Here is a 2,269-nt window from a genome sequence, read left to right as displayed (position 1 = left end):
TTGTGCCACGTCGGCTCGATGAGTGATCAGCACGCCGCTGATGTACCCCGCACATCCGCGGCAGGTGACAACTCCTACTCCCAGGCGTTGACAGCTACCGTGCTCAGCCGGGCGGAGGTCTCCACGGCGATCCGGTGACAACTGTCGCCGGACCACACATCACCTGACCTTGGCGCCCTTCTACTGTGGCTGCAGTCCCGTCTCGGGCTTGCAGATCTGGCACGCCTCGATGTCCGGCTCAGCCAAGGCGATCACCACCTCTTCTCGGGTGAGGAATCCACCCTCGACCGGATACAGGGCACAGTCCCCGCAATGCACCAGAGCCGCCGACGACGACCGCTGCGGCTGGATCTTCCACCGCAGCGCGGCATGCGCCTGCTCCCGACGCCGCCGCTCCTGCTCCTCCTTGATCTCCAGCTCCCGGATCCGGCCCCGAACCTTCCGCAGCTGCCACTCCAGCCAGTCGGCCAGGGCCCGGTTCTTGTCCAGGTCCGATATGGCTCCGGGCACAGACATGACTACGCCTCGGCCGGCTCATGGGCGTGCTTGAGCGCCATGCGGGCCCCGACACGGTCGCGAACTCCTACGCACCTACATTTGTGCATGGCCGGACATCGGCCCCCACGTCCGAAAGGCTCACGATGACCATCGAAATCACCGACTCCCCCGACACCCATCGCTACGAGGCCCGCGTGGACGGGCAACTTGCCGGCTTCGCCGAGTACCTGCGCACCAACGAGAGCGGGCTTGTCGTCTTCACGCACACCGAGGTCGACCCGGAGTTCAACGGACAGGGCGTCGGCTCAGCGCTGGCCCGCACGGGCCTGGACGCCGCGCGGGCGGACGGACTGCGGGTGCTCTCGGTGTGCCCGTTCATCACCGCCTGGATGGCCCGGCACCCCGACTATCAGGACCTCGCTTATCAGAGCCGCAGCAAGGTCGAGGACTAGTCTCTTCTGGGGGGCAGGAATTCTGTTCGTGCAAGGGATCGCTCGAGGAATAACGCAGGAGATTCCAGGCCCGAGGATCCCGCCGGCCATTCGCGCGGGCAGCTGCTCGGCGTCAGCAGTACCCAGGAGCGCACCATGCTCGGTCCGCTCGGCGGACAGCAGCCGCGGACGCGGTGCACGAAAGCCCCTCCGCGCGAGGGGCTGGGATGCGGGACGTCGTGCCCCGACCGCTGCGCCGCGAACTCAGCCGCCCCGGACCCCTTGGGGAGACCTGGGCGGCTGACAGGCGCTCAGAACGCCCTACAGGGCGGTCTACGCGGCGAATCCGATGTTGGTGACGTACGAAACGCGGCCGGGCGTTCCGGATGAACGGCTACAGCTCCGCGGTCAGAGCTCGCCGCGGCGTGCGAGCTGCTTCACCGCGTTCTCGCGGATGATCTCGTTCTCGTCGTCGCGCAAGCCCTCGAGGGCTGCCCGGGCCTCCGCGACGGGAATGGCGCCGAGCGCCCAGATCGCCTTCACCGCGAGCGCCCGGTTCTCGTCCCAGTCCAGGTGCTCGGGAACCCAGTGAGTCGCCAGGACCAGCGTCGGCACCGTCCTGGGCGAGCGGAGCTTGCCCAGCATGGACACGATGTCCTCGTGGTCCCTGTGCCATTCGGCAGGGAACAGCTCGGTCAACGGCTCCAGGAACTCCTCGCCCGAGGCGCCGGCGGCGGCCTTGACGATCAACGCCATCGCGACGTCGTCGGCGTCCCGGCGCTCCCTGGCGTCCCGGAGCAGCCGGAGCGCCAGGGCCCCACCGTCGGACTCGCCGAAGTGGGCGAGCACCTCGTCGATCGTGCGCGTCCGACCTTTACCTGGTACGAACACCAGGCCCCTGACCAAATCCTGCTCCTCAGGGGTCATCGCCTGACCACCTCCCATGCGTTGAACGCCCCAGGTCCTGGGTGGACCCTAGCAAGATCATTCTCAGCGGGTGCCTCCCGAACTCGGGTCCTGGCGGGGAGCACTGGGCGATCCCGGCCGCGGCCACGAGCAGCGGCGACGTAGGCGGCGGATTCCTCCAGCCACTCGGCCCGCTGGGGGTCGCCGTCCTTGCGTCCGGCTGCCTTCGTGACGGCGTCATAGCGATCAGCAGCAAACTGACCACCACACCACGCAAAAACGACAATCCCTCATCGGCATCCACTGTCAGAACCCAGCACCCCGCACCACCAGCCCGGAGGGACTGCTGCAGGGTTGGGTGACAGCGGGGTTTATGCAGCCAGGGCTGCGGCTGGGGTCATGATGGTCTCGTACTCGACGGGGGTCAATCGGGC

General features: G+C 67.7%; 3 protein-coding genes. 1 reads left to right on the top strand and 2 read right to left on the bottom strand.

The genetic code is table 11. From position 1 onward, the window contains the following. Positions 1-180: 180 nt before the first annotated feature. Positions 181-516 carry a DUF6233 domain-containing protein gene (locus tag ACFYY7_RS45595; RefSeq protein ID WP_388672351.1) on the bottom strand — a complete coding sequence of 112 codons (336 nt, stop codon included), beginning with the start codon at positions 514-516 and terminating at the stop codon, positions 181-183. 83 nt (positions 517-599) lie between these two features. On the opposite strand from ACFYY7_RS45595, the gene ACFYY7_RS45590 reads away from it, so the two are divergent. Beyond that, positions 600-950: a GNAT family N-acetyltransferase gene (locus ACFYY7_RS45590; RefSeq protein WP_388672354.1), complete on the top strand. Its 351-nt coding sequence runs from the start codon at positions 600-602 to the stop codon at positions 948-950. Positions 951-1,337: 387 nt separating this feature from the next. Here the strand turns inward: ACFYY7_RS45590 and ACFYY7_RS45585 are convergent, their stop codons facing one another. Then, positions 1,338-1,856: a HEAT repeat domain-containing protein gene (locus ACFYY7_RS45585; RefSeq protein WP_388672348.1), complete on the bottom strand. Its 519-nt coding sequence runs from the start codon at positions 1,854-1,856 to the stop codon at positions 1,338-1,340. Positions 1,857-2,269: the final 413 nt, after the last annotated feature.

It is taken from the genome of Streptomyces sp. NPDC001933 (assembly GCF_042890955.1).
Classification (GTDB): Bacteria; Actinomycetota; Actinomycetes; order Streptomycetales; family Streptomycetaceae; genus Streptomyces.
This window is presented reverse-complemented; position numbering and strand designations above follow the sequence as displayed.